Genomic DNA, 20067 nt, shown 5'->3' with positions numbered 1-20067 from the left:
AATTCTTCACCTCAATTTTGATTTTATCAACCAATCCGGACAATAAGCGTCTATGTATGAAAAAAAGCCCTAAAAATTTTTGAAATTATGACAAATAAACCAAGTCAGCGGAGTGTAAGTTGAACCAACTCGGAACCAATCTTTTATCGTGGATTATTTACTTTTTACAATTCACAATTTACAATCTACTATTTACAATTTATTATTTACATTGTAGAAGTTTTCTGCAACGGGATATAAATGCCCATATATCAGCATATCTTAACCGTAAATAATCCACTTTCCACAATTTACAATCTACTATTTACTATTCATAATTCATTATTTACATTGTTGGAGTTTATTAAATAAGCAAAAGTCTGCCGATAAAGATATCAAAAAACAAGAGATACCTGCTCATCATTCATCAAAAAAGACGACCCGTTATGATCAGCGGATCGTCTTCTGATATTAAAAAATCGGAACTGGCTTTTGCCAATCCCGATTCAATCAATTAATATGGCAGCTCTTTAACCTTTGGCGAGTTTTGAAATGGCCTTTAATCCTCTTTTATCAACCTCGATCATTGATGATAATTTATCATTCACAATTAATTGTTTACAATCCACTATCTACTATTAACTATTTACATTGTAGAAGTTTATAACATTATCACTTAAGACCCTTTGTATAGCGGTTTATACTACGTTAACATTTTACAATTCACAATGCACAATCTATTATTTACAATTCATTATTTATTATTTACATTGTATAAGTTTACAAACAGCAACGAGCAGTATCGCTTAACCGACGTAGATATTATCCCAAATCCGTCAATTTCGGTCCTGTAATTTTTAACCCCAAAAAGGAATTCCTGATGTTATTCAAGACTACATGCACTCATATATGACTAGAACTTCCTGTATATAAATATAAAGAGGGTGTATATGCATCCCCCAAGCCGGCGGAGCATGAGCGAATCATGGGGCTCACTCGAGGCGACGGCAAGCATGGCACATGCGGCCCGCCGGAGAGGAGACCCGTGGAGCGGAAGCGGAGCCGGCCTGGGGAGCGTCTAAAACCAAAGAAAAAGCCAAGCCGTCAACTACCACCGATTAAAATCGGTGGCTTGCAGCTCACAAGCCTAACGGCTTAGAAGTAGTAACGCACTAACGTGCTTCTTCTGCTGTGGCTACATCATCGGGTGGTTGACGACACCCGTTTAACCAACGAGGTTTACTCATTAGTCGTTAATTTACTAAAAGATGGACGTTCATTGCCGCTAATATACTGAGTACCCAAGAGTTGAATGTTCATGGCGCCAATCCGATCGTCATTAGATTTGTACCCGCATCGATCGCAAACATACAAATGTTCTTGATGGTTACGATTGTTTTTCCAGATGCGACCACATTTTGGACAACGTTGGCTCGTGTATATTAGCTGAAACTTGAATTACTTCGCTCCCGACTAAACGAGCCTTATAAGTTAAAAATTGGCCTAGCTGATAGAAAGCCCAGGATACTTGTTCGTAGCGCTTTGCTTTTGTAACCTTTTCAGTCGCAAATCGTACATTAACTAGATTTTCCAAAACAAAAAGGGTATCAGCACCATAACGGTTAACGAGTGTCTTTGACAACTGATGATTGACATCAGTCATCCAGCGGTTCTCTCGTTGACCAATCTTCTTTAATCGGCGCTTGGCTGATTTAGTTCCCTTGCTTTGCAGCTGTTGGCGTAATCGTTTAAATTTACGGCGCTTGCGTATTACTTCTTGACCCTGGAAAAACAACGTTTTCCCTTGCTCATCATACGCAGTTGCCAAGAATCTTAATCCTCGATCAATACCGACTACATGTTGTGATTGTTCTTTTAGGTAGTCTGGCAGTTCCTTGGTTGCACTAATGTGCATGTACCACTTACTGCCAATATGTAATATCTTAGCTATACCAAATTGCCAAGTGCCGTCTAAATATTGATCAAATCCTTGGCAAGTAAATGGTGCTTTTATACGACCATTAACTGTATTGATAGACATTACATGATTGTCTTTAAGTGACCAATCACGATTGCGTTGTAAATCTAATTGAGGTCGTTTAAAACTGATAGGATACCACAGCCACTCTAGAGTGCGGGACTCACTTTCCCAAATATCATTGCCGTATTGATCCTGCCTGCCTGTGTTATAACGATAAGGCTTTTGAGCCAATTGTGTTTTAACGGTTCGGTAACGAGCAACGACATTACGAATTGCTGACTGAGCCATTTGCGCTTTTAATCCATAATCGCTTCGCAATTGATGGTACAACGCCTTATTTAACTTCGCTTGAGCCATTTCAAAGTTATGGTTAAACATATACTGAGAAACTGCATTACAAGCCTGCCGGTAATTCTCTAAAGATTTAGCTAAAGCTGATTCATCGAGTGGTGACTGTAACTTTAATTTACATTTAATAGTAATGGCTTGTTGCATTAGGTTCACCTCACTTTCTTCATAGCTTAATTATACTATATTTATATATGAAGTTTAAGAAAGAAAAAAGGTAAAAAAGAAGAGGTTGGAAAAAAAGTCTCAAAACTAAAGAATCGCTAGGAACCACGTTGCTGAAAACGTTGATTTCTAGCGATTTTTAATATTACTATTCTCTAAAATTCATCTGAAAATATAGTTTTTTCCCAACCTCTTGAATGGGGGGTTCCTCCCGCCACTAAAGTAGCGGGTATCCAGCCTATGCATTATCAATGAACTCGTCACGACCTGGCTTATTTTAAATTAACGTCACCACTAGCCGAAATACTTCAGCAGCGCGGTAACCTCTTCCTTGGTCAGCTCAAAGGACGTATTGCCGGCAAATCGTTCATGAAGCACCTCATCCGCGTTCTTGGCCAACTCTTCGTTCGAGACGCCATAGTCGGAAAATGGATGCAGTCCGACCTGCTCGTCACGGAACTTCAGATAGGCCTGCTTGGTGATCGCGCCAATTTCGTCTGGTGTTTCATCTCCAGTAAACTCGGCGCCCAGAATCTTGCCAATCTCCTTGACCTTCTTAGACAGTACAGAGACCGACATCTCAAGCACGGAAGGCAGAGCATAGGCAACCGCCTCACCATGGACGAAATGATACTTGGATCCCAGAATGTGAGCTTCTGAATGCGCCACGATGGTTCCAGACTGGTTAAGAATCCAGCCCGCCAAGTTGGTAGCCACCATCATTCGCTCACGATACTCAATGTTCTGGCCTTCCGCAACCGCTTTAGGCAGATAGTTGGCACACAGGAACATGATCTTTTCTGAGATGGCATAGGCCACGGGACTGCTTAGATTGGACAGGTAGCCTTCTGCGGCGTGCGAGAAGACGTCCAAACCGCTGGCAATCGTTTGGCGCTTTGGCAGACTCAGCGTCAGTTTAGGGATCAGCAGCGCGTAATCACTCAAGATGCGGTCCGATAAGATAGCATTCTTCTCAGGGTCGTTTCATCGGTAACTACGAGCGCGTTGGACATCTCGCTCCCAGTACCGGCCGTGGTAGGCACGCTGATCAGACACTTGAAGTCACGGATAAGCGATTCGTCTTTTACGTAGTCGAGGATATCGCGGCTGTCGCCATTGCTGGCCACGATGTCGATTCCCTTGGCACTGTCCAGGCAGCTCCCACCACCGATTGCGATCACGCAGTCCGCGCCAAAGTTTTTCATTGATTCCGCGCCCTTATTGATGACGCTGGCAGGCGGGTCTGGTACGATCTCGCTGTAGACCGCCGTCTCAATGCCATTCTCATCCATTTCGGCGAGCATTTCCTGTACGGCTGGCACGCCCATCAAAAACTGATCGAGCACTACCATTACGCGCCGTTTATCCTCTAGCTTGAGAATCTCCATGATTGATTTGGCCAGATCGTGTTCGACGACGACCTTGATCGGTTGCTGCATTCTGATTTTCATATTCCACGCCCCTCGCATTCTCTTGATTGATGACAATCAGAGCCTCCCCTGACTCTGGATCGCGTTAATCGTCTCGCTTTTTGGATTCTACAGACCAATCTCCGCTGCGGCTTTGTCAGCGGCCTCGCAGAACGCCTTGACCTTTGGAATGTCTTTTTCCATGTTGCCGTGGTCGTACTCGATGCTCGTCTTGGTCAGCGAGTCGACGCCGTATGGACGAATCTTCTTGATCGCGTCCGCCACGTTATCTGGTCCCAGTCCACTAGCTTCAATTACCTTGGCATTGACCGACTTGACGATTTCAGCATCGATATTCCAGTCGTGCGTCTGACCGGAAGTACCAATCCCCGTGTCAGGAGCCAGGCCAGAGTCCAGCAGAATGTAGTCGACGAATGGATCAACCTTCTTGACGCGCTCAATGGCTCCCTTGCCATCAACCAGCACTGCCTGCATCAGTTCAGTGTCAGGAGCGACTTCTTTCAAACGCTTGGCGAATTCCTCGTCAGCCGTGTAGCCATCCCCTGCCACGTGCAGAATCTCTGGCCGCAGGCGCTTGGCCAGGTCGATCATCTCATCTGGATCGTTCGTCAGCATGATCAGAACCATCTTGGCTCCGCGCAGCCGACATTCTTCATGAATCTGGTCAACCCGGTACAGCGGTACCAGCCGATGTCGACTCGAGATGCACCCACCGACTGAGCATTGGTCTTCTTGTACAAGGTCGCCATGGTGTTGCGATAGACATGATACTCCTGGGACAGCTCGCTGATCAGTTCCGAGTACCGTCGCTCCACGTTCAGTAAGCGTCCACTGGTCTAGTCGCCCGACGAGAATTTTATTGCCGATTTTTACCTATGCCATTCCCGGATTGAGACCGTTTTGCTTGAAGCCGAAAATCTGCTTTTTGAAATCCTTAAGCGAAAATGGCGGCTGGAATTTCTCATGCTCTGAACTTGGCGACTGCTGCTCCGTGTTTGCTGATGACGCGAAACGACGCTTGTCATCTGGCGCGGCTTTAGGATAGGCGTCCATAAATTCAGCCGCGGTCTGCCCAATGGCCTTTTCCACGATTCGCTGTTGAGCGTCGTTGGATTGCGGCACGTTTTTTTCGTTGGCGATCCGCTTCGTCAGCCAGTCTACCGGATAGTCGGCAAATTGATTGTTTTGAGCGCTTGGCTGGGTAATGGCATCGTTCATCGCGTTAGATGTCTGAGCGTTCCGATCAAAGTTACACGTGAAATTTGAGCTGTTTGCGTCAACGGGATTGCTGGACTGCCAATTCTGCTTTGACGGCATGATCGGCACTTCACGGAACTCGTATTCTGATTCAGATGCTGCATGGCTTTGTGCGGGACTTGGCGCGTCGTCTTCCGGCAGTTTGAGAATTGGAATCTTAGGCGCGCTGCGGAACTGGCTAAGCATCTCCTGCGTCATGATCCGGAATTTCTTGCGATTCTGGTTCATAGTCGAAAAGCTTGCGTCCAGGAATTCAGCAGCCTTGAGATGATCATAGACCATGTCGTCCAGATTGGTGATGCCATTGGCGCGATCCGTGTAGAGAATCTGGGCGATATAGGCCGGTGGATTGCTGATTGAATATCTTTTGCTGAGTTTGATGGCACAGCTCAGCATTCTGGCGCCAAACTGCTTCTGCAGACTTTCCAGATAACGAGCCGTGTAGTTGGTAAGATGCCCAAACTGCGAACGATACAGGGCGAACGCGAAGTCCAGATCATTATCGTCAACGAGTCCTAAAGAGCGTTCTTCAACCGGCTCATTCGATGGCTTCGTTTTTTGATCATCAGCGGCTGTTGGCTGGTGCGTGTCGTCAGATTTTGCGGACGCGATGTTGATGGCTTCGTTTTGAATTTTTTCCTCGCGATTTTTCGCGGAGGAATCAATCGAATCTACGTTGTCTAGATAGTTATGTAATAGCTTTGTCTTACTTGTGTTCACATTTTGCACGTTACGGCGTTCAGATTCTGTACTCCGGGTGAATTGTTGATATGACGAGGTTTGATAGCTGTTTTGGGTGTTTTCGCGGTGTTCACATTTTGCACTCCGCACGTAATTGTTGACATACACCCGATATTCACTCATTCCGGTTCGTTCAACATGAATCAGACCAAACTTGATCAGCTTTTTCCGAGCGTTGGTCACGGTATGGCGAGACGTGTGCAGCAAGTCGGCCATCTCATCGTTGGTGAAGTAGATAAATGGCTGGCCGTTGCTATCGATGAAGCGTGGGTTGCCGTTTTGCGCGTTGCGGATTGAGCCATCAAGCCGTGAGCGGTAGAGAGAATACATCAGCATTGAATTGCCATCGAGTTTTCGATAGTTGTCATTTTGGAGCAGGTCCAGCTCGACTTTAACAAATTTTGAAGTCATAAAAAAAATCTCCTTCCTTACCAGCGGCAGTGAAAGAGACTATCTCAAAAACACTCAAGCACTTTCAGCAATTCGCAAAAGTCATGCGACCAAGCCAATTGCCTTTGATGAACGCACTCAATAATGCTATAATGTGACTACATTAAAAAATAAATCAAACTGGATATCTCAATCTTTACATTCAATCTTTACATTATAGCATCATGATTGCAGTGCTTGAGTATTCAGGATAATCTCAGAATCATGAGCGGCCACTCATGATTCTTTTTTTATTGCCTGAATCTCTAATTCGTTTTATGTTTTATAAAGAACATTCTGCTGCTTATTCTAACCATTTTGATTAAAACGGTTACAAAGACATTTTAACCGATATCGATTAAATTTTGCAGTCTTGATCTAACAAAGTTCAAAACGATTTACGCCTTCAAGACCAACCGTTTTGGATGATCGATTCTCTAACAACTCCATGTGGTTTTCATATCGATCATTAAAGTAATAATTACACATAAATATTCCTAAATCAATAGCGATTTTCGGGTAGTTAACTATTTACAATTCACTATTAACAATTTACAATGTGGAAGATGAATGAGAGAAAATTGGCAGATTCGAAATCCCTTGTGTCAGAATAGATTAGAAAAACTCTGCTAATGTTAACAATTCACAATTAATTATTCATTATTTGCTATTTACAGCGAGAAAGTTTGATATAATATTTTTGATAACTAGCGAAACAGCGAAAAAACTATTGATGAGGTGAAAAATAATGAGTGCTACCGTAATGTCCTTTTGCAATCAAAAGGGTGGTGTCGGGAAGACGTCGACGACTGCTTTGGTCAGCTACAACCTGTCCAAGCTCGGCTACAAGACGCTGGTCATCGACTTTGACCCCCAGGCAAACATCACGCAGCTCTTTTTGAAGACCAAGACGCGTGGCCAGTCTGCCGTGGCAACGATCAACAAGTCTTTGATGACGGTGTTGCAGAATGAGGAACCGCTGACCAACGCGATTCTGTCAATCAATGAAAATCTGGATCTGATTCCAACGGCGGTTGACTTCTCTTTGTACGGTCGTTTTCTTGAGAACAAGGAATCTGATGAAAAGAGCCGTGTTTCCTACTTCCGCAAGCTGCTTGAAGATCAGCTGATTGATCGTTACGACTTTATCTTTATCGACGTTCCGCCTACGCTGGGACTTTCCAACGATACGGCCTTCTACGCCTGCGATCAGATTATCATCGTTCTGCAGACGCAGGAACGTTCTCTGGTTGGTGCTGAATACCTGATTGAATATCTGCAGCGGGTAATCATCAATTCCTTCCAATCCAAGGTTGACGTTATCGGCCTGCTGCCAGTGCTGTCCAAGCGCGACTCTTCCGTTGACGCCAAGATTCTTCAGTCAGCAAGCGAGGAATTTGGCGAGGACAACATTTTCAACAGCCACATCACGATCATGGAACGGGTCAAGCGGATGGACATGACCGGGATCACCGACAACGACAAGGATGCTTGGGACCGCAAGACGCAAAACGCGTACAAAGCGGTCGCCAAGGAAATTATCGAACGACTGAACAAGGGCAAGCAAGAAACGGATAATCAATAAAAGGAGCGATTTAAAATGGGCTTGTTAAATCACGACATGAAGAAGGATGAACGTCCAGAAATGAAGCACGGCGCGGACTTTGTTGTTGAAAAACAGGTCAAGCGCGAAGACATCGTTCAAAACTCTGAACAGGTTACCTACTCTACCAACGTGCGGGTCGACAACCACGTTCGCAATCAGCTGACGGCATTGGTTAACGTTGGCGCGGCCAAGAACGTGCGCGAGCTGGAAAAGAAGATGATCAGCACGGCCGTCGACCAGCTGCCAAACAGTGATCAGTCACGCTTCTACCAGATCCTGCGTATTCTGGAAGAAAAGGACATGCTGACATCACGCAATAAGTAGCATTTGCTGCGTGAACGCGACACGTTAAATAAATATGTAAGCTAAAAGGCCTGATTCCACGATCAACTGGAGTCAGGCCTTTAGTAGTTATTGAAGAATTGGGGATTGCCGAAGCTGACACGCCGTAGTAGCATTAGACCCAGATGTAAGAACGGAAAAGCAGCGCTATAAAATGACTCTCATTAAAAAAGAGAAATACCCCCTATATTGACTAATCCAATGTCGAGTTTTTATTTCTCAATTATCGATAGTAGAGAAAAAGTAATTTAACATAAAGAAGTTGAAAAATTGGAGCAAAAGGAACATCCAGAAGATTCCAAGAAGCCAAAGAAGCGTCCGGGATCATCGGAGCAAAAGCAGAAAGCAGATTCGGAAAACACAGGCCGCGGTTTAGAGTTCTGGCTGCATCGTCATCCTAGGTCGGTATCTGAATCATACATGCGTTTCTACGCGAAGAAACAGTATGAAGAGGAGCAGAGAAAACGGTTAGGGATTCCAAACGAGCGGAACCACGACAGGACTAGATGGTATAGAAGTCAGAAAAAATAAGTGAAGCAGACGCTGACATTAAAAATCTTTAATGATGAAATCGCGTCGATGCAACATAAAATATCATAGTGATGGACTAGCAAACCCCAGAGTCGAGCAAATCGATTCTGGGGTTTTTATGTTCCATAGTATTAACGCTCCCCCAGGCCGGCTCCGCTTCCGCTCCACGGGTCTCCTCTCCGGCGGGCCGCATGTGCCATGCTTACCGTCGCCTCGAGTGAGCCCCATGTTCCGCTCACGCTTCGCCGGCCTGGGGGATGATGCATATACACCCTCTGCATATACAGGACGTTCCGGTCATGTATGAGTGCATGTAGTCTTGAATAACATCAGTAATTCCTTTTTGGAGCTAAAAATTTCAAGACTGAAAATCAGCAGATCAATGGTTGATTTTGTAGATGAAAAGAAGCTTTTAATTTCATCCTTTGAAAACTTCTACAATGTAAATAGTGAATTGTAAATTGTAGATAGTGGATTATTCATAGTGAATAGTAAATTATTAACGTCACAAAAAAGCCATTATAAAGGCATTTATAGCACATCTATATAAACTTCTACAATGTAAATAGTGAATTGTAAATAGTTGATTGTGAATTGTAAATAGTGAATTACCAGCCATCAATAATGATTTAGATTAGTCCGTTGTTTGAGCAGCATGTTTATAACCCGTGAATTAGATCTAAAGCAAGACAAGAGGCGAATGTCTGGCGAATCATTAAATCTCATCATCTTGCTTCGATGCTTTATCAAAATGTATATACAAAATAGTCAAGTGTATCGGGGATGTGGTTTAGAGCTTATGCGCGGCCTCGATTGCCCAGTTGAGATGCTCATAAGGGATGTCACGCGGTACCGTACAGTCAGCACCGAGAATCACGCCTTTTGTCCCGGCTTCAGAAATCAGATCGCGTACGTAGGCTTGAATCTCTTCCTTGTCGCCAGAATAAAGAACGCCCTTGCGACTGTTGTCAAAGCCGCCGAGTACGACGCGACCGCCAAACAGTTTCTTGCCCTCGCCAAGCGTATAGCCGTCTGCTTTGGTGGCCCAGTTGATTACCTGCAGCGGATAGTTGGTGAACCATTCCAGATGATTGGTGGCGCCATCGAATCCGCAGATGTGAAGGATATTGATTTCGAATTCCTGATTGATGGCGTTCTGCACCTTCAGATCAACCGGCTCCATGACTTCAGCAAAGAACTCATGATTGTCCGCGCGCTGATCCTGAATGGACTGAGTGCTGTAGTAGATGCCATCAATGTCAGTCTGTGCACGCAACGCCTTAACGACTTTGATCTGATCATCGGCTATTACGTTCAGCACGTGTTTGACGATTTCTGGATTCTGCTCGTACAGATCAAAGAAACGCTCGTCAGCAAGAGTTAATGCCTCTTCGTAGTGTTTGATGAGTGCCCATTTGAACAGAATCAATGGCGAGAATACCGTCACGAATATTGGCCTGTCGCCAACAATCGCGCGCTGTTTCTTAGCCAGTTCAACCTGTCCCGTGATCCATGGGTCGTCTTCATTTAACGTCTCGACTTGTGCCAGCTGGCTGAGGTCGCGCGGATCGCCAACTTCATGAAATGGGTATGGAAAGTAGCCGTCCAGCATCGTTTTAACCAGATCGACATCAACCGCCTTTAGATAATCTTGGTGACCGTCCAGATTGGTTGTGATGACTTTCGGATGTTTGGCCGCATCGGTAAACTCGTTGTCGGCAAAATGTCGCCAGAATGAGATTGGTACGCCCTCCGTTGATGATTCATTGTGCAGCACTTTTAAGACTTCTTCTTTACGCATAATCAAAACCTCCCATGGTAAAAGAAAAAGGACCGTCGATCAATAAGGTATGATCGGCAGCCCATAGAAAATAGGGAATATTAATCGTTTCTTGTTTAGAATGCGTTGAGTGCTTGTGCATCCTAAAAGAAACGCCCCGCCGAAATCATGTCAGCTTGACGAATAATTAGAATGCACATGTCCAAAGCTTTATTCAGAAAATCAAACTTGATCATGATCTCGACCCCCTTTGTACAAAATAGAGTTGGCATAATACTAGGCTTATCCTTGCAGAATGTCAACGAGATTTTTTGTTCGTCCCCAGGCCGGCTCTGCTTCCACTTCACGGGTCTCCTCTCCGGCGGGCCGCATGTGCCATGCTTACCATCGCCTCGAGTGAGCCCCATGTTCCGCTCACGCTCCGCCGGTCTGGGGTTATGCATGTAGTTTTGAATAATATCAGTAATTCCTTTTTGGGGCCAAAAATTACAGGACTGAAAATGACGAATTTAGAGTAGTATCTATGATGGCTAAGCGATACTGATTGTTGCTTTTCGAAAACTTTTACAATGTAAATAGTGAATAATGAATTGTAAATAGTAGATTGCGCATTGTAAATTGTAAAATGTGAACTCAGCTAAAATGGCTATATAAAGGCATTTAAGTGATAATGTAATAAACTCATACAATGTAAATAGTGAATAGTAAATTGTAGATTGTAAAAAGTTGATTAATAATGAAGGTAATGTTGTACAATTTGGGACTGCCATAACCATACATTTTCAAGTTGCCATTGATTCAGAAAAAATTGAAATAAAAAAGTGCGAAACTCAATACCTTGCATAGAGTATAGATAGAGGGGCAGAAGAGAAGATGCTGTTTGAAATATGTTTTGCCAGATGAACGATCAAGCAAGTATCCCCTACCTCTCATGCTTTTTCAGATTATCTTCCTCGCCGCGTTCCATCCCAGGGCGCGGCTTTTTGTTGATAAAAAAGCATGACGCGTATCATGCCATGCTTAACTGTTTATTTAGTTAAAAAGTCGCAGACGATTGCGATGGCCTGTTGACGTTTCTCCTCATCGAGATAGGAGTGATCACAGTTTGGAATCAAGTTTAGTGTGCTGTTTTTGTAAACATCATGGTACCGAAGCGAGGCAACTGGATTAACGATGGTATCGTCCGTGCCATGAACCAAACATACGGGACTCTCATAGTGTTTGGCGATATCGTACAATGGCAGCAGCTGCGCAGTTCTAAAGTAGAAGCCGCTGATAGTTTTCTGTTTAACCGTAACCGTATTGGGAATATGGTGCGGATCATAGACGCTGCCCTGACAGATACCAAGTCGCGCGTCATCAATCAGCGTGGCGGCTGGGGACATTAGAACCAGTTTCGCGATCAAGTCAGGATAGTATGCCGCCATCAAGCTGGCAATCACGCCACCTTGCGAATGTCCTAATAGGTAAATTCGACGAACGCCTTTCAGCTGCTGAGCAAAACTAAGAACTGCATTGGCATCAGCAAGCTCATTGAAAATCGTCATTTCTGAAAGCGAGCCCTCACTTTTACCATGTCCGTTAAAATCAAAGCGGAGAGTACCGAGCCTTTTTTGCGCAAGGCAGGCGTTAAGTCATAAAAGACCCGGCGTTTCGTATAGCCGAGGTCGGAGGTAAAGCCATGCATCAAAATAACCAGATCGAACTCATCTTGCTCGGGAAGATCGATCAATCCGTGCAACGACAGACCGTCCCGCTTGATTGTAATTTGTTTTTCCATTAGTAAATCGCCTTTCTGTATTTATTAATATCGACAATATATCGCGACCGCAAATTTTTTAGTCTTCTTGCCTATCTTAGCAGTAAAATCATTATTTCATAACAGTATTTTTAAACAGATCATGAGTGGTGGCTTCTATTGATTTAAGTAGCTTTAAATAGTCAATTGTACTATAATATAACTATATTTAAAACTATCAATTTTGAATGTTCAATCAGGTTTAAAACTGATAGGCACGGCTGATAATAATGTTTTATGATGCAGACAGCCGGTTGGATATGGGGCTGATCGGCGGCCGATGATCATTCTATCTCAAGGCTGATTGCTTGGTGATAATTTACTTTCATTAAGTTCCCTTAAAGAAGCCGCCCAGGCCAGAGTTGGTCCAGGCGGTTTTTATGTTCAAAGGAGGACTTTGCGATGTTTGATGTTTCCGCGATGTTTACTCAGGTCTATGACGCAATGATGGAAAAGTTTGAACGCCTCAGCGCGATGAACGATCATAACGTTTATAATCAGCAAATCTACGACATGTACCTTGATTGCTTGATCTTAGCGGAGCGGGTGCTGACCAGATCCAAGCAGACCGATGACATGACGCTTGAGACGCACATCTATGTCTGCACGCTGATGAATGGTTTGATTGATGGCGAGACTGATCTGATGAAGGAAGGTCCCGCGTCCTATAATCGACCAGAGCATTATCTGATTCTGTGCCAGGTACGCGCTGAGCTGCAGCAGAAACTGGCCATGGTCGATAAACAGGCAGCCTAAACATCCCCTTCCTGGCTATGTCTAATCATTGGAAATTCTGGTACTAAATAGTTGTATACAATAATGCAGTTATTTATCTGATACGGTTAATTACATGACACAATAAATAATGCGATACAACAATTGAAAAGTTGCGAAGAATTCAGTAACAGCGCTGTTTTAGGCTCGAGAAAAGCTTGAAGCAGCGCTATTTTCTTTGAACAATTTGTAGTCGATAAAAGCAAGAGTACCTTACGCAAAACACGGACTGAGCAATGATTAAACAATTTGTAAACGTATATATTGAATTTTTTAATGTCTTAAATGATTTCGTTCATCAAAAAAATGGCCCACGTCGAAATGACATGGACCGTAAATTAATATAAACAGGTGTGCATTATTTGGCACAGACGCTATTATATCACGATTTTAGCGCGGATCTTGTTGAAAAAGCTATTCTTGATGTTCAGCATCCTGTTCCTTATCGATTTCCTTTTTCAGTGCGGCGGTATGTTCCGAAAGCAGGAAACCGCCCCATTTCATCTTGCCGCGATCGTGATAGTAGTATTTGAAAAACTGCGTGGCCACCTTGTCAGCCTCTTGATCATCATAAAACTGCATTCTCATCGAAATTTCCTCCTCATTTCGCGGAGCTGGTCATCAGGAAAGTTTAGGTAGTTGAGCGTGAAATGATATGCTTGGCGAACCTCAGTTATAATATCAAGCAACTCAGAATAATCACAATCAGCCAGTCGAGCAATGGGGATGGACCGGCTGTAGGCGTTGCGTGGCTGAATGTTGAAAAAAAGATTATAGCCATGCTCCGGCTCATAGTAGACTACGGAGACCCAGTACCTAGTGCGCCAGCGATTGGTAAAGCAGCGCTTGATTCGCTCACAGATCCTTTCGCTTTCGGTTTCTTTATTCCAAGCTTTGTCCACCCACCGGCATGACCTCCTACCAACTGACTTCTTTCGATAAACGTGCCACCCTTCTCCAAGCTGGACGCCCGCATGATTGACGTCTTGCCAAAGCGTTTGCGGATGGCGTCAACGGTATCTTCCAGCTTAACCATGTCGTACTTGGGCGAATTGAACAGATCGAGCTGCTCGCCATAGCGGTCGGCCAAGCGAGTTGCGGCCACGCTGATGCGGCGAACCGGCGATACTCCATCCCAATATGTATAGAACAGATAAAGCAGCTGCTCGTTGATGAGATTCGAATCGACCGTTGAATCGGAAAGCTTCAGCGAATGGGCAAAGCCGGTTTCTTCCGTTGGCGTGCTCAGCGAATAGCCGATTGAAAGATACACGCCCCCTGCCTGCTTGTCATGCGCCCGGAGCCGAGAAGCTACCTGTGAGCCGATTTCTCGAATGACGACCTCAATCTCCTCGGCTCTCGTATAATCGCGCGGCAGGACCTGTGAGTTGCCCAGGCTCTTGTCTTTTGGCAGGACTTCCTCAGCCAGGTCGGTGCGGTCGATTCCCCAGGCAGAGGCATACAGCTGCGCGCCGATAACGCCCATCTTTTCCTTGAGAATGAACGGGTCGGCATGAGCCAGCTCAGTCATGGAATGAATTCCCAGTCCGGCAAGACGTTTGGCAGTTCGCTCGTTGATGCCCCAGACGTCAGTGATCTCAGGGATGGACCAGATCTTTTCTTTGACCGTGTCATAGGTGATCTCGCCAATGAAGCGCGGATCATGCTTGGCATAGACGTCCAACGCAATCTTGGCCTGCAGCGGATTCTCGCCCACGCCTACCGTGGTAACCAGCTTCAGGCGGTCATGAACGGTCTTTTGGATCTTTTTAACGACCGCAATTGGATCATCCCCGAACAATTTCCAGGAATGAGTGATGTCCAGAATCGACTCGTCAATCGAATACGGCAGCAGGTCCTCATCGGCCACGAACTCGCGATAGATGTTGTTGACCTCAATGTTCTTTTCGATGTACGTATTCATCCGTGGCGGCACCACAATCAAATGGTTGTTGCGCGGCAGATCACGCTGACGATTGACGTTGGAGATGCCATAAAGCTTTTTGGCCATTGGGGATGATGCCAGCACCAGCCCGCCATTGGTATTTTCGGCTTCCGACATAACTACGAGCGGCGTGGTGAGCGGATCCAGCCCGCGCATCGTGCACTCAACCGTGGCATAGAATGATTTATTGTCGATGACCAGGAAAATCCCCCGCGGCTCTTCTGAACTGTCCATCTTGCTGCCCTCCTCGAACTTCTGTTTGCATTCTATTATAATATGCGAATGAGTGTTCGTAAAGATAGAAATTAAAGTGGTCATATTTAACTACTGGAGAATGAAATCAATTTGATAATCGTTTATACTTTGATACGATTTTTAAAAGAGTGTCCACAACAATGGACATTAATTTATTTTTAGCGCTTACATTGACTGATATAGTTTAGATAAGGAGGGAGGAAGATGAGTGGAAATCGTGACAAAATAATAAAGATTCTGTCGAAAAGCGATCGTTTTGTCACAGCCGATGAGTTGGCAAAGTCTATTGGCATCTCGACAAAGACGATTTATCGAGCCGTCAATGGGATCAATGACCACTATGACGAACCAATCATTGTCTCCGAGCGTGGCAAAGGGTTGAAGTTGAATTACGATCGGTATCTCGAATTGACGAAGCAGACTGGTTCTGAAAACGACAAGCTGGACAGTACGCCATTGGAGCGACGGAACCAGATTCTTACCAAGCTGCTGTTCAACGCGCCTTTGGCCAATCGAGTGTCAGAGATGTATGAGGACTTCTTCGTAAGCATTGAGCTGATTCATCAAGATTTGACGATTATCAGCAAGCAGCTTCAAAAATATGATCTCAGCTTAAAGCGGGATGGCAGCTTTGTTTCGGTAGTTGGTGATGAGCGGAACATCCGGCGAGCCATCAACGCAGTCTTGATGCAGAGCAATGCCATGAACCAAGAGAGCATCAACGATTTCGTCAGTGAGTTTCATGATCTGAGCCGCTTTGACAATCAATTCATAACCACGCAGTTGGAATTGATTCAGCGCCTGCTTAATACAACGATCCCCTATCCTTATAACGTAAACATCTTTTCCCATCTCTACATTCTTATGAAGAGAATTCGTCAAGGAAAGATGATCGACTCTAAGGACGGGCAGATCAAAAACAAGCGATATGAGAAGATCATTCAGGCCAATCCAAAATTCTATAAGGTAAGCAATGACGTGATCAAGAACGTGGCCGATTATCTTAACTGCGATATACCAGCCATTGAAAGCTATTATTTATTGGAATATCTGATTTCGATGCGTTACAACAACAATTACGTATACGACAAAAAGACTTCATCTGAATCGATGGAGCTGGCTGAATTCTATATCAAGCAGTTTGGATTGAATCCAGGGTCATCGCGCGTTATCTCGCTTCAGAATGATCTGGTCAGTCATATTCGGCCCATGATCAACCGTCTGAACAATCATATCGTAGTTGCCAATAAGGTACTTGCTGATATCAAGCTAGAATACGGTCAGCTTTTTAAGAAAGTCGCGGCAATTACCAAAAAGGCGGAAAACGAATTACAGCTGCCTTGGAAGATCAATGATGATGAGATTGGATTCCTTACGCTTTACTTTGCTAAATATATTGAAGAATCAAGCCTGCCAAAGCGAGTACTGATCATGTGCGCCAGCGGGATTGGAACTTCAAAACTCCTGTACGTAAAGATTCATAAGGCATTTCCGGATCTGAATATCGTGGGAGTCACTTCAAAGACCGACTACGTTGAGAATCCCGACAAGTACGATGACGTTGACGTGATTGTCTCAACAGTACCGGTCGTGCCGCGAAAGGACGCTAAGGTGATCCTTTCAAGCGCAATGTTTAACGAACAGGATAGGAATCGATTGAGCAGGTTATTGAATGATGAAGACTAAGCTAATTCTGGACAAAAACGTAATCGTGCCTAACCGCGATAAATGGCTTAAACACGTTGCGGGCATCATCCCCGATTTCTCGAATGATCCAACGCTGCTCATTCAGACGTTAAGAGAGCGAGAAGAAATCGGGAGCACAAGGCTTGCGGAAAAGTTGGTAATGCCGCATGTCGTAATGCCTGGAATTGCCGATAGCTATATCATCGTTAGCCAATTGGGATCCCCAGTTGAATGGTTTGATAATCATTCAGTGGATACCGGAACGTTTCTGGTCGTAAAAGGCAACGATGAAGCGATAAGTAATTTTGTGGTTCATATGGCAGATGATTCTTTTGTAGAACGGCTGTGTGAACGAGGCATAGAGAAGAAAACTATTGAAAGTCTTTTAGAAGAATAGAGGGAAACGCATGTTGTTTGATAAAGAGGTTATTTTATTTAACCAAGATGCTTCTGACAACGTAAGCGCCTTAACTCGGCTGGCTGACAGTATGTATGCCAAAGGAGTAGTAACCAGCGAGTACAGGGATGCCTTACTGAAGCGTGAAGAAAGTTTTCCCACCGGACTGATGACTCAAACGATTGGGGTTGCGATTCCTCATACGGATCCAGATAAGGTGATTGAGCCGCAGATTGGATTCATGAGTCTGAAGCATCCAGTGACTTTTCATCAAATGGGCGATAATGCCGAGATTCAAGTAAAACTGATCTTCATGCTTGCACTCAAAAAGTCAGACGACCAATTGAGCATGTTGCAGAAGCTGATGGCGCTCTTCCAAAACCAAGAAGCCATGGACGCTTTGCAAAAAATTGATCAGAAGAATGATTTTCTCGATTTGATGAAGAAGAACGAAATAATTGAATAGAGCTAAAGGGGGATAAAGATATGAGTGCTATAGCATCAGGACTCCAATGGTTCGTTAACCTTGGGGCAAGCGTTATGCTTCCAATACTGCTGTTTATCTTTGCTTTGATTTTACGGATCAAGCCAAGCAAGGCCTTCAAAGCTGGTTTGATGGTTGGGATCGGGTTTATTGGCTTGAACCTGGTCATTAGTCTGTTAACCAAGAATCTTGGCCCTGCCTCGCATGCCATGGTTAGAAACTTTGGGATGCACCTTGGCACGATTGACATTGGTTGGCCGGCTGCTTCTGCCATTGCTTACGGTACCGTTCTGGGGAGTCTGGCTATTCCGGTTGGCGTTATCACCAACGTTGTACTGCTGCTGTTGGGATTGACGCAGACGCTGGATGTTGACGTTTGGAACTACTGGCACATTGCCTTTACTGGTTCCCTCGTCTACGCGGTTTCACACAGTTTCTCGCTTGGGATTTTTACGATGATCGTTCACGTAATGGTTATCTACCTGCTTGCTGACATGTCCGCTCCATACATTCAGAAACAGTACGGTTTGGATGGTATTTCATTCCCACAAGGCGCCTCGGCACCAGGCTACGTATTGGCTCTGCCGTTGAACTGGCTGATGGACCGCATCCCTGGCATCAACAAGATCAAGCTGACGCCAAAGACGATTCAAAAGCGTATGGGAATCTTCGGCGACTCTGGCGTGATGGGTCTGCTGATTGGTATCGTAATCGGTATTTTGGCTAAGTACTCCGTTACCAAGACGTTGCAGCTTGGTGTCTCAACGGCTGCCGTTCTGGTCTTGATGCCGCGGATGGTTTCACTGCTGATGGAAGGTCTGACTCCTATTTCTGAAGGTGCCAACGAACTGGTTCAAAAGCACTTCCCAGGCCGGAACCTTTACATCGGGATGGACAGTGCGCTTGCTGTAGGTAACGAAACGGTTCTGTCCGCCTCACTGCTGCTGGTTCCAATTACGCTGCTGATTGCCGTAATCCTGCCAGGTAACCACGTGCTGCCATTTGGTGACTTGGCAACCATCCCTTACATGATTGCCATCATGGCTGCCGTATTCCGCGGCGACATTTTCCGGACGCTGGTTGGTGGGATCGTGGACATCATCTTGAGCCTGTACATTGCTTCTTGGGTTGCTCCACTGGTTACGGCTTCCGCAAAAGCTGCCAACTTCAGCCTTCAAGGCAACACCTCAATTTCCGTTCTTAGTGACGGTGGTGTCTGGACTACCTGGGTCGTCGTTGGCCTTGGCAAGATTATGACTTGGGGCGGTATCGGTTTGATCGGTGTCGTTACCTTGGCATTGATGATCTGGTACAACAAGTTCCACAAGAAGAACCAAGCTAAGAAGGCTAAACCTGCTGCCTAGATTTGTTTAAATTTGGAAGGAGATTATTACTATGAAGACGTTAATGGTTGTTTGCGGTAGCGGTGTTGCTACTTCCACTGTTGCTGAAGGAAAGATTCGCGACTTTTTGGACTCAAAAGGATTGCTGGACAAGGTCAAGATCTACAAGAGTAACATTGCCGAACAGATCAACAACATTGATGACTACGATGTGTTTGTCAGCACGACGGTCGTTCCAGAAGACGTTCGCGACAAGGTTATCAATGGCCTTCCGCTGCTGACTGGTATCGGTGTAGATAAGGTATACGATCAAATCCTGGCAAAGCTGGGTGAAGACTAGATTAACCTACGAAAAGCAGGCCCGTGGAAATTCCGCGAGCCTGTTTTTTTTGATTGTTGATGGAGTGTGTTGAACAAAAATTGCTGAGCTGCTAAGGCATATTTATATCCCTCTGCTGTCGTAAAAATTAATAAGATGGCAGTCTAAAAATGCCCAAAAATGGCAGCGTGAAATTGTACAAGAATGGCAATTTCAAAATGTACAATGCCCCACGTGCCATGCAGAATTCGTAAATCGCTGATGGACGCATTGCGGAGTCATTTTGGGCAGCGAAACGTACTCGTTGAGGGTGCATTATAGGCGCGAACCGAGAAAATTAGTATCCACGTCAAATCCCCGTCACTGGCGGGTCCATGAGCATTCATGGATCGATTTCCTTATGCTCTTTAAATTACAGAAAACCGAAAAAGGAGATTTTTAGCTACTTGAAAAATCTTGTCATTGATCGGCATCGTA

15 protein-coding genes and 3 pseudogenes are annotated in these 20067 nt (G+C 44.8%); 8 read left to right on the top strand and 10 right to left on the bottom strand.

Annotation, left to right across the window (positions count from 1 at the left end; all coding sequences use genetic code 11):
- Positions 1-1218: 1218 nt before the first annotated feature.
- From H0G69_RS10345 to H0G69_RS10330, 5 genes and pseudogenes are all read right to left on the bottom strand, one after another.
- Positions 1219-2455: pseudogene (locus H0G69_RS10345) on the bottom strand (RNA-guided endonuclease TnpB family protein).
- Between the two features lie 312 nt (positions 2456-2767).
- Positions 2768-3418 carry a dehydroquinate synthase/iron-containing alcohol dehydrogenase family protein gene (locus tag H0G69_RS11190; RefSeq protein ID WP_338124774.1) on the bottom strand — a complete coding sequence of 217 codons (651 nt, stop codon included), beginning with the start codon at positions 3416-3418 and terminating at the stop codon, positions 2768-2770.
- Complete coding sequence (locus tag H0G69_RS11185; RefSeq protein ID WP_338124775.1) at positions 3415-3924, bottom strand: iron-containing alcohol dehydrogenase; 510 nt, start codon at positions 3922-3924, stop codon at positions 3415-3417. Before H0G69_RS11185 ends, H0G69_RS11190 begins: the two co-directional genes overlap by 4 nt.
- Before the next feature lie 87 nt (positions 3925-4011).
- Positions 4012-4587: pseudogene (gene trpF, locus H0G69_RS10335) on the bottom strand (phosphoribosylanthranilate isomerase); the annotation flags it as partial.
- A 189-nt stretch (positions 4588-4776) separates the two neighbouring features.
- The gene (locus H0G69_RS10330) at positions 4777-6312 is read right to left on the bottom strand and encodes a replication initiator protein A (protein WP_180305450.1); all 1536 of its coding nucleotides are present in this window, start codon (positions 6310-6312) and stop codon (positions 4777-4779) included.
- 766 nt (positions 6313-7078) lie between these two features.
- On the opposite strand from H0G69_RS10330, the gene H0G69_RS10325 reads away from it, so the two are divergent.
- Positions 7079-7915 carry a ParA family protein gene (locus H0G69_RS10325; protein ID WP_180305449.1) on the top strand — a complete coding sequence of 279 codons (837 nt, stop codon included), beginning with the start codon at positions 7079-7081 and terminating at the stop codon, positions 7913-7915.
- 15 nt (positions 7916-7930) lie between these two features.
- A complete protein-coding gene (locus H0G69_RS10320; RefSeq protein ID WP_006501149.1) occupies positions 7931-8260 on the top strand; it encodes a DUF5388 domain-containing protein in 330 nt (109 codons plus the stop codon).
- Between the two features lie 1339 nt (positions 8261-9599).
- On the opposite strand, the gene H0G69_RS10315 is transcribed toward H0G69_RS10320, so the two are convergent.
- The 3 genes and pseudogenes from H0G69_RS10315 to H0G69_RS10985 form a co-directional block, all read right to left on the bottom strand.
- Positions 9600-10610 (bottom strand): uroporphyrinogen decarboxylase family protein, encoded by a 1011-nt coding sequence (locus H0G69_RS10315; RefSeq protein ID WP_180305448.1) that lies wholly within the window; start codon positions 10608-10610, stop codon positions 9600-9602.
- Positions 10611-11617: 1007 nt separating this feature from the next.
- Positions 11618-12157, bottom strand: a pseudogene (locus tag H0G69_RS10995) (alpha/beta hydrolase); the annotation flags it as partial.
- Positions 12133-12369 carry a hypothetical protein gene (locus tag H0G69_RS10985; protein ID WP_240164392.1) on the bottom strand — a complete coding sequence of 79 codons (237 nt, stop codon included), beginning with the start codon at positions 12367-12369 and terminating at the stop codon, positions 12133-12135. The pseudogene H0G69_RS10995 and the gene H0G69_RS10985, both read right to left, overlap by 25 nt.
- A gap of 420 nt (positions 12370-12789) precedes the next feature.
- On the opposite strand from H0G69_RS10985, the gene H0G69_RS10305 reads away from it, so the two are divergent.
- Positions 12790-13143 carry a hypothetical protein gene (locus H0G69_RS10305; protein WP_180305447.1) on the top strand — a complete coding sequence of 118 codons (354 nt, stop codon included), beginning with the start codon at positions 12790-12792 and terminating at the stop codon, positions 13141-13143.
- 432 nt (positions 13144-13575) lie between these two features.
- Here the strand turns inward: H0G69_RS10305 and H0G69_RS10300 are convergent, their stop codons facing one another.
- Together H0G69_RS10300 and H0G69_RS10295 are read right to left on the bottom strand one after the other, a co-directional pair.
- Entirely contained in the window at positions 13576-13749 is a 174-nt protein-coding gene (locus tag H0G69_RS10300; protein ID WP_180305446.1) for a hypothetical protein, read from the bottom strand.
- Between the two features lie 211 nt (positions 13750-13960).
- Complete coding sequence (locus H0G69_RS10295) at positions 13961-15340, bottom strand: Y-family DNA polymerase (protein ID WP_240164391.1); 1380 nt, start codon at positions 15338-15340, stop codon at positions 13961-13963.
- A 225-nt stretch (positions 15341-15565) separates the two neighbouring features.
- Here H0G69_RS10295 and H0G69_RS10290 point away from each other — a divergent pair, with 225 nt between their 5' ends.
- The 5 genes from H0G69_RS10290 to H0G69_RS10270 are packed head-to-tail and all read left to right on the top strand — an operon-like array spanning position 15566 to position 19611.
- The gene (locus H0G69_RS10290; RefSeq protein ID WP_033934797.1) at positions 15566-17047 is read left to right on the top strand and encodes a BglG family transcription antiterminator; all 1482 of its coding nucleotides are present in this window, start codon (positions 15566-15568) and stop codon (positions 17045-17047) included.
- Positions 17034-17444 (top strand): PTS sugar transporter subunit IIA, encoded by a 411-nt coding sequence (locus H0G69_RS10285; RefSeq protein ID WP_180304659.1) that lies wholly within the window; start codon positions 17034-17036, stop codon positions 17442-17444. Before H0G69_RS10290 ends, H0G69_RS10285 begins: the two co-directional genes overlap by 14 nt.
- Positions 17445-17454: 10 nt before the next feature.
- The gene (locus H0G69_RS10280; protein ID WP_034539478.1) at positions 17455-17910 is read left to right on the top strand and encodes a PTS sugar transporter subunit IIA; all 456 of its coding nucleotides are present in this window, start codon (positions 17455-17457) and stop codon (positions 17908-17910) included.
- 20 nt (positions 17911-17930) lie between these two features.
- A complete protein-coding gene (locus tag H0G69_RS10275; RefSeq protein ID WP_180305445.1) occupies positions 17931-19292 on the top strand; it encodes a PTS galactitol transporter subunit IIC in 1362 nt (453 codons plus the stop codon).
- Between the two features lie 31 nt (positions 19293-19323).
- Positions 19324-19611: a PTS sugar transporter subunit IIB gene (locus H0G69_RS10270; protein WP_033934801.1), complete on the top strand. Its 288-nt coding sequence runs from the start codon at positions 19324-19326 to the stop codon at positions 19609-19611.
- The last annotated feature ends 456 nt before the right edge of the window (positions 19612-20067 follow it).

Source organism: Limosilactobacillus mucosae (genome assembly GCF_013423865.1).
GTDB classification, from domain to species: Bacteria; Bacillota; Bacilli; order Lactobacillales; family Lactobacillaceae; genus Limosilactobacillus; species Limosilactobacillus mucosae.
Note: the sequence above shows the minus strand (reverse complement) of the source record. Positions and strands in the feature narration are given on the sequence as shown.

What these genes read in the sequence shown, in the direction of transcription:
- H0G69_RS10295 (WP_240164391.1), bottom strand. Translation starts at nt 15,340, where the DNA reads ATGGACAGTTCAGAAGAGCCGCGGGGGATTTTCCTGGTCATCGACAAT.
- H0G69_RS10290 (WP_033934797.1), top strand. Translation starts at nt 15,566, where the DNA reads ATGAGTGGAAATCGTGACAAAATAATAAAGATTCTGTCGAAAAGCGAT.
- H0G69_RS10305 (WP_180305447.1), top strand. Translation starts at nt 12,790, where the DNA reads ATGTTTGATGTTTCCGCGATGTTTACTCAGGTCTATGACGCAATGATG.
- H0G69_RS10315 (WP_180305448.1), bottom strand. Translation starts at nt 10,610, where the DNA reads ATGCGTAAAGAAGAAGTCTTAAAAGTGCTGCACAATGAATCATCAACG.
- H0G69_RS11185 (WP_338124775.1), bottom strand. Translation starts at nt 3,924, where the DNA reads ATGAAAATCAGAATGCAGCAACCGATCAAGGTCGTCGTCGAACACGAT.
- H0G69_RS10280 (WP_034539478.1), top strand. Translation starts at nt 17,455, where the DNA reads ATGTTGTTTGATAAAGAGGTTATTTTATTTAACCAAGATGCTTCTGAC.
- H0G69_RS10985 (WP_240164392.1), bottom strand. Translation starts at nt 12,369, where the DNA reads ATGGAAAAACAAATTACAATCAAGCGGGACGGTCTGTCGTTGCACGGA.
- H0G69_RS10325 (WP_180305449.1), top strand. Translation starts at nt 7,079, where the DNA reads ATGAGTGCTACCGTAATGTCCTTTTGCAATCAAAAGGGTGGTGTCGGG.
- H0G69_RS10285 (WP_180304659.1), top strand. Translation starts at nt 17,034, where the DNA reads ATGATGAAGACTAAGCTAATTCTGGACAAAAACGTAATCGTGCCTAAC.
- H0G69_RS10270 (WP_033934801.1), top strand. Translation starts at nt 19,324, where the DNA reads ATGAAGACGTTAATGGTTGTTTGCGGTAGCGGTGTTGCTACTTCCACT.
- H0G69_RS10275 (WP_180305445.1), top strand. Translation starts at nt 17,931, where the DNA reads ATGAGTGCTATAGCATCAGGACTCCAATGGTTCGTTAACCTTGGGGCA.
- H0G69_RS10330 (WP_180305450.1), bottom strand. Translation starts at nt 6,312, where the DNA reads ATGACTTCAAAATTTGTTAAAGTCGAGCTGGACCTGCTCCAAAATGAC.
- H0G69_RS10320 (WP_006501149.1), top strand. Translation starts at nt 7,931, where the DNA reads ATGGGCTTGTTAAATCACGACATGAAGAAGGATGAACGTCCAGAAATG.
- H0G69_RS10300 (WP_180305446.1), bottom strand. Translation starts at nt 13,749, where the DNA reads ATGAGAATGCAGTTTTATGATGATCAAGAGGCTGACAAGGTGGCCACG.